Raw genomic sequence first — 5,120 nt, 5'->3', positions numbered from 1 at the left:
CCTGTTCGAGGTTGCCGCTGAAATCGGCGTGCATCATCACGACGCCGATGGAACCGGCGCCGCCGAAGTCCGGCATGACGATCTGCCGCGCCTGGCTGGCGAGCAGGTATCCGGCCGAATAGGCGTAGTCGGTCAGGATCGCGATCGTCGGCTTCGCGGCCGACAGTTTCCGGATGGCGGTCGCCGTCTCGAAAGCGCCGTTGACCATGCCCCCGAAGGAGTCGATTTCGAACACCACGCCGCCGACGTCTTCGTCGCGGGCGGCGCGGGCGATCTGCACCTGCAGGCCCTGATAGGACGTCTCCCCCGACGAGGCCCCCACCCATGCTCCCTTGTGGACGAGCGTCCCCTCGATCGGAATCACCGCGACGCGGCCGATCATGTCGAAGGGACGCGCGCCGGCGCGATCATAGGCACGACCCAGCCGATCCCCGAGCACGCCGGCAGATGGGCGCCCTGCCGAAAAGGCGACATGGTCGACCGGGCCTTCGCCGTTGACGACGCTGACCGGGAACCCGGTCAGGCGCGGGCCGAGCATCCGAATGACCGTCTCGGCCTTCCTCGGATGGTAAAGGTGCGGCTGCTCGAACAAGATCGAGCAGATGCGGTCAAAGGCTGGCATAAGATGCCCTCTCAAACAAAGCGCATGCTCTTGGCATAGCGCCGGCGGCGGCCCTGCGAGGCGGCGCACTCGTTTTCGTACCGTTCGATAAGCTCCCGCAGCCGGGCGGCATTGGCCGCGCTCCATCGGACCTCATCCTCGCCGAAGCGCGTCATGGCCACGCCGCCGCCGGTCGCGATGATCAGTTCGGCCTTCTTGAGTTCCGAGGCGACCTCACACGGATTGTTGATGTCGACGGAAACGCCATTGATCAGCACCGTCGTCATCATGCCCTCTCTTTCTTCCGGGTTTCGTCTTCTTCCCGATCCCCGTCCTTGTTCGAGGCCGGGTTGCGAACGAAGGGCGACGGCATGCCGGCGGCGACATAGCGATCGTGCTCGCGCTGCCGCTGCTCGAAGACTTCGTCCGGATCCTTCCCGAGCTCGGCGCACTCGTCGGCCAGCGTCGAGGTGCCGTTGAAGATGCGCTCGCTCGACGCCTTCGCGCTCTTTCCGTCGTCGGCGGACGGCTTCGCCGGACCCTGCCAAAGCGCCCACGCGAAGCGTTCCCGGTTCGCGGCGAATGCTTCGTATCCGCCCTTCACCTCGATCCTGCTCTCGCCGACTTCCTCGTCCAGCCAGTTTTCGTAAAGAGACTGGCAAGGCGGCGCGGCAATGCGCTCGCGGCGACGGACGACGACTGGCCAGATCGACGAATTCTCCATCCGCACCGACGAATAGGTCGCGTTCTCGTGGTTCATCGTCAGGCCGCCGAACGAGATGCCGATCGCCCGCGCGATGTCGCGCGACAACTCCCTGTTGACCGACAGGAACTCCGGGCTGGGCGTCCGCGTCGAAAGCAGTTCCAGCTTCTCGCCGGGGGCGAGATGGGACACCCGCGGATTGCCGCTGATCGAAATCTCGCCCTCGGCGGCGCGGTCGAGCGCGGCCATGAAGAAATCGCGATAGCTGTCCTTGAACTCCTTGTCCTCGATCGCCTCGATCGCCTCGAAGGCGTCGGCCGAGGGGGAGGCGCTGGTCAGCGCCGCGGCGAACACGGTCTGCAGGATCGCCGTCTGGATCGTCGTGTCGACCAAGGTTTCGCGAAGGATATGCTGGCGGAAAGCCGCCGCGAGGCGGCTGATGCCGCGAACGTCGCCGGCGTCCATCGGATCGAAGACATGCACGACGCGCTGCCGGCCGTCCCTGTCGTAAGCGCGGTGATCGCGCTTCACGATGATTCCCGTTTCCTTCTCCTGAATCCGGTAGGCGACGGGGCGTCCGTTCGGATCGTGGACGACGCCCTGAAAAAGCCCCTCCATCTCGTTCGTGTCCTGCACGAGCTTCGTGGGGTTGACGAGGCAGAGCTTGGTTCCGCTCGTGATTCCATATTGCCGGCGCTGGGCGCGCGGCATGTATTCGATCAGACCGAGACCTTCGCCATAGGCCATATCCCAGCGCAGCATGATGTCGATTTGCTGCGGACCGGAGAACTTGCCCCGGAAGTCGCACTCGCGCGGCTCCCAGAAGTATCGCTTCCACCGCTGCTTGATCGTTTTGACCAGCGCCGCGGTTTCCGCTTCGCTATAGCCGAGATCGCGAAGATCGGGCTGCGGGTTGAGGACCAGCTCGACGCCGACCGTGTCGGCGATCACCTGGTCCGCCGCGCCGCGAAGCTGGCCGGAATTCTGGATCAGGTCGAGCGCGAGGGCGGCGGTGCGTCGCCATACCGCCCGCACGTCGTCCCGGTGCTCCCGCAGGACCGCCGGGCGCGACGAGAGGACGGCCGACCGCGTGTCGCGCAGGTATCCGCTGCGCGGCACCGACGACGAGCGCGCGGCGCTGCCGGCCTTCACTCGGACCCTCGGCTTCTCGGTCATTTACGGTTCTTCCACCTCTGCCGCCGCTGGCGTCGTTTCTCTTCTTCGTCGTCCGCCGGCGGCGGGGCTTGATTGGCTGGGACGATCCGCGTGAGCAAATCCTCTATGTCGCCCTGCACAGCCTCGGGCGGACACTCCCGTTCGGCGTCGTATCGGTCCCAGACCTGGTCGGGCATCGACCGGATGCCGAACTTGATGGCGGCCGCCTCGGCTTGAAGATGCGTGTCGAGGCCCTCGTTCGCCTGCGCCGGATCCTTCACCCACTCGTATTTGACGAAGCCGGACTTCGTGCGCACCGCCTTGCGGCTTTCGGCCGTAAGCTGGCGATAGAACTCGTCCTCGAGGCCGCGCGGCAGGGCCACGAAGCCGCGCTGCAAGGGATCGTCCTTCGCGAGATTGCGATAGAGGCCCATTTTCAAGACCGACGTCGCGAAGTTGAAGAACCGGCGGGAATACCGCTTGACCTTGCCGGTCTTCGTGTTCCGCTCCTTCTTCACCGCGGCGATCAACGGGGCCGACTCGGATGGCACGCCGCGGACCATGATCAGGCGGGACGTGGGGTGCTTCTTCACCCAGCCCCAGACGTCCTCGGTCCATGCGTTGCCGTCGATCGCAACCATGTCGGCATGAATCGGGCGGCCATGCGCATTGCGCCACGTCTGCACCATCAATCCGTCGAGCATGGCGCGGCAACCGTCCTCGCTGATGTGGCCGGGGAAGACCACATATTCGATGACGGCACGGCGGAAGTCGCGGCCCCATGCCACGATCTGCGCCTCGACACGATCCTTCTGGCAGTCGATGCCGATCGTAAGCAGCGGATAGCCGACAGGAATCGAACCGCGCGAATAGAAGGACAAGGCCCCTCTGTCCCGCAGGCTCTCCCATCCCGGCGCCTCGCCGAGCGTCCGGTAGGCGCGGCCGACCGTGTCGTTGAAGAACGTCTGCTCGGACGCCGGGTCGCCCTTGGCGCTCAACCATTCGCGTGCGATCCGCTCGAAGCTCTGCAGGAGCGAATACGCCGACCACAGATGAAAGGAACGATGGACCCGCTTCGCTGCCGGGTTGCCGGCGCGCCAGACTTCCTCGCCTTCCGCTTCCCGCCGCTTGGCCTCGCGGAACATCTGCGGCCGATGAAACTCTTCGATAACGCCGCCGCACCCATCCGCGACGCATGTGAAATGCGCGCGCTCCGGATGCTTTTCGTCGATCGACTGCTGGAAATTCTCCCATTCCAGCGTCTGCATTTCGCCACAGTGCGGGCATGGCAGGAAAAGACGTTCCTGACTTCCGTCCTCAAAGTTCCGGGTGATCCTGCACCCCGGCTCGACGAGCGGCGTCGAGATTTTGAAGACCTTCGCGAACTCGTGTGCGCGGGATCGGCTGTCGGCTTGCGTCTCCGGGTCGCCGGCGGCGTTCATCTCCCATTTCGCGAGGTCGTCCTGCACCTGCCGGCGCATGGTGACTTGCGACAGGGAGGCCGGCGAATTGGCCCCCGAGATCTGGATCGCGCCGCGACCGTCGACCCGTTCCTTGTAGAGAACGCTATCCAGACCGTCGCGCGAGCGCATCGGGAAGAGACGAGCGAGCGCCGTCGTGCCTTTCAGCATCGGCGCCAGCTTCATCTTCGACCAACGCTGCGCGTTCGAGTCGGTCGGATGAACGTAAAGAAAGTCACCGGGGTCCATGTCCATGGACCCGCCGCAGAAGATATTGGCGAGGACGGTGCCGCCAAGCTGCGCCGACTTCGCCAGCGTGACGGTCCTGCAAGGGTCGCTCGGAGACAGCGCCCGCAGGATTTCGTCGAAGTAGAAAAACAGATCGCGGTTATACGGACCCGGCAGCGGGCTTTCGCGCTCCGAAAAGACGATGTTGCGCTCGGCCCATGCCAGATAGTTGACCGGCGGCGGGGGCGTCAGAACCTCGGCCAGCACGTCGTTCGCGATGCGCTCGGCATTGGCGACGACGACCGTCATGGAGGTCATGCTTCGCCGCCTTCCTCGATCACGTATTCCACGGTGGCCGGCACATCCTCGGACTGCTCTTTGACGACCTGGGCGGCCACACCCTTCTTCTCGTTCCGCACCTCCCGCAACAGATGCAGGACGTCGCGCTGGGGAAGGCTGAACTTCCCGGCGATGGCAGAGGCGAAGTCGACGAGCATGGCCGCGTTCACCTCGTCCACCTGCCGCGCGAGCCGCGCCATCTGCGCGCGCACGTCGTCGGCCGGGACCAGTTTCCCTCGGCGGGTCGCCTCTTCGACGGCATCGCGCTCGTTCTTCCGCCGCTCGCTCTTCAGCCGCTCAAGCTGGATCTGGTAGGCGACGTCGTCGGTGCGCAGCGGCGGGGCGGTGCTCGTCGGCTGCTCGGTCGCCGGGGTCGCGCCGAGGAGGCGCGTGCCGATCCCGTTGCCGAGGCTTTGCCCGACGTCGCGCCGCACCTTGATCTGCTCAAGCGCGCGGTCGACGATGATCTTCGCCGAGCGCCCTTCGCCTTCCAGCGCATCCGGCCCGATCTTGCCTTCGGCGATCCATTGGCTCACGCGGCCGGGCGAGACGCCAACTTCACGCGCGAAGTCGCCCTTCGAGAGAACCTGCATTTTAGTGCTCTTTAGGCTCCTCTTTAGGAACGAATTTAGGC

General features: G+C 65.3%; 5 protein-coding genes. All 5 read right to left on the bottom strand.

All coding sequences use genetic code 11. The annotated features are described in order from the left end of the window. Positions 1 to 622: S49 family peptidase (locus tag Q0330_RS11070; RefSeq protein WP_299478790.1), on the bottom strand; the 622-nt coding region annotated here is incomplete at its 3' end. An 11-nt stretch (positions 623 to 633) separates the two neighbouring features. Then, positions 634 to 891 carry a gpW family head-tail joining protein gene (gene gpW, locus Q0330_RS11065; protein ID WP_299478787.1) on the bottom strand — a complete coding sequence of 86 codons (258 nt, stop codon included), beginning with the start codon at positions 889 to 891 and terminating at the stop codon, positions 634 to 636. Beyond that, positions 888 to 2,480: a phage portal protein gene (locus tag Q0330_RS11060; RefSeq protein WP_299478783.1), complete on the bottom strand. Its 1,593-nt coding sequence runs from the start codon at positions 2,478 to 2,480 to the stop codon at positions 888 to 890. Before Q0330_RS11060 ends, gpW begins: the two co-directional genes overlap by 4 nt. After that, positions 2,477 to 4,465, bottom strand: a complete 1,989-nt coding sequence (locus Q0330_RS11055; protein ID WP_299478780.1) for a terminase gpA endonuclease subunit — start codon at positions 4,463 to 4,465, stop codon at positions 2,477 to 2,479. Before Q0330_RS11055 ends, Q0330_RS11060 begins: the two co-directional genes overlap by 4 nt. Next, positions 4,462 to 5,120 (bottom strand): hypothetical protein (locus Q0330_RS11050; protein ID WP_299478777.1); only part of this gene is annotated, 659 nt, incomplete at its 5' end. The genes Q0330_RS11050 and Q0330_RS11055, both read right to left, overlap by 4 nt.

This window comes from uncultured Paracoccus sp. (assembly GCF_937873615.1).
In the GTDB taxonomy this organism is placed as follows: domain Bacteria; phylum Pseudomonadota; class Alphaproteobacteria; order Rhodobacterales; family Rhodobacteraceae; genus Paracoccus.
The sequence above is the reverse complement of the archived record's forward strand: the minus strand, read 5'-3'. Positions and strand labels throughout refer to the sequence as shown.

Excerpts from the sequence above, each read along its gene's own strand:
- gpW (WP_299478787.1), bottom strand. The coding sequence starts at position 891 with ATGATGACGACGGTGCTGATCAATGGCGTTTCCGTCGACATCAACAAT.
- Q0330_RS11055 (WP_299478780.1), bottom strand. The coding sequence starts at position 4,465 with ATGACCTCCATGACGGTCGTCGTCGCCAATGCCGAGCGCATCGCGAAC.
- Q0330_RS11060 (WP_299478783.1), bottom strand. The coding sequence starts at position 2,480 with ATGACCGAGAAGCCGAGGGTCCGAGTGAAGGCCGGCAGCGCCGCGCGC.